This is a genomic window from Burkholderia sp. LMG 13014 (assembly GCF_905232215.1).
GTDB lineage: Bacteria > Pseudomonadota > Gammaproteobacteria > Burkholderiales > Burkholderiaceae > Burkholderia.
Genome location: NZ_CAJNKE010000922.1, coordinates 1 through 1,620, shown reverse-complemented (window position 1 = coordinate 1,620; position 1,620 = coordinate 1). Strand labels below are relative to the sequence as shown.

At 69.8% G+C, this 1,620-nt stretch carries 1 protein-coding gene and 1 pseudogene; one reads left to right on the top strand and one right to left on the bottom strand.

Translation table 11 applies throughout. The features are described from left to right. Positions 1–523 (top strand): annotated as a pseudogene (locus tag JYJ84_RS36175) (phage tail protein); the annotation flags it as partial. Between the two features lie 103 nt (positions 524–626). Here the strand turns inward: JYJ84_RS36175 and JYJ84_RS36170 are convergent. Further along, on the bottom strand, positions 627–1,620 hold a 994-nt coding region (locus tag JYJ84_RS36170), incomplete at its 5' end, for a glycosyltransferase (protein WP_205190253.1).

The window sequence follows — 1,620 nt, the reverse complement described above, 5'->3', positions numbered from 1 at the left end:
GGTCGACGCGGCGACCGACGTCGAAACGGCCATCGTCGCGACGGCGGCGGAGCCCGCCGTGATCGCACCCGCACCGGCTGCCGCCGAAACGGTCGACGCGGCGACCGACGTCGAAACGGCCATCGTCGCGACGGCGCAAGCCGAAACGCCGGTTGAAGCCGAAGCCGAAGCCATCGCCGACGCGCCGGCCCCGGCCGACAAATCGACGCTGCACGTGTCACGTCCGACGCAGAACGAACTCACGCTGACCATCAACGGCGAATCGATCACGCTGCATCCGGAGCAACTGAGCCAGTTGATCGAGGAACTCGCGCATGCGCGTGCGTCGATGCAGCCGGAGCCGCCGCCCGGCATCCCGTCCGGCTGGCGCTTCGTGACGACGAAGAACCCGATGATGGCCGTGCAGAAGCAGGCGAATGGCGACCGCCTGCTGGTGGCCCGCCACACGGGCTACGGCTGGGTGCCGTTCACGTTCTCGCCGGACGTCGTGGTGCAGATGTACATGATGCTGACCCAGCGCTAAGCACCGGCAAGCCGCCCCGACGAAAACGAAACAGCCCGACCGGTTTCCACCGATCGGGCTGTCTGCTTTCCGGCTACCGGGAGGCACGCCTCCCGGCAAACGCTCAGCGATCCACCGGCGCCTGCACGCGCGCCTTCCACTGGCCGCCCTTGCCGCGCCAGTAGCGCCACGCGGACGCGAACGTCGCGCCGACGTAGAACAGCGCGACGAGCGGCAGCGCGGGCGCCCACAGCGGCGAGCGCCGGTAGTAGCGCAGCATCGGCGCATACGCGGCGCACATCGACGCCCACGCGAGCCACGCCGGCCATGCGCGCGCGCCGTACGCGAGCGCCGCGGCGGGCGGCACGAGATAGATGATCGTCATCCCGAGCAGCGTGCCGGCCAGCAGCAGCGGCGAATAGTGCAGCTGCGTGAACGCGGTGCGCGCGATCATGTTCCAGATGTCGCGCCAACTGTCGTACGGGCGCAACGACACGCTGCGGTCGGCCAGGTCGAGCCGGATCGGATGGCGGCCTTCGCCGCGATGCTTGATCTGCGCAGCGAGGCTGCAGTCGTCGATCAGCGCGCCGCGGATCGACTCGATGCCGCCCGCTTCCTCGAGCGCCGTGCGCTTGACGAGCATGCAGCCGCCCGCGGCGCCGGCCGTCCGGTTGCGCGGGTTGTTGATCCACGAGAACGGGTAGAGCTTCGCGAAGAAGAACACGAACGCCGGGATCAGCGCCTTTTCCCAGAACGAATCGCAGCGCAGCCGCACCATCAGCGACACGAGATCGCGGTTCTCGGCCTGTGCGCGCGTGACGAGCTGCGCGACGGCGTCGGGCGGATGGCCGATGTCGGCATCCGTCAGCAGCAGGTAGTCGGCCGGCAGGCCGAGCGTCTGCACCGCGGCGATCCCCTGTGACTGCGCCCACACCTTGCCCGACCAGCCGGCCGGCAGCGGCTTGGCGGCCAGCACCGTCAGCCGGTCGGCGCGGTTGATCGCGAGCGCGGCTGCGCGGGCCGCGTCGGCGGTGCCGTCGTCGCTGTGGTCATCGACAATGATCAGATGAAATTCGCCCGGGTAATCCTGCTCGAGCAGCGAAGTCGCCGCCCGGGCG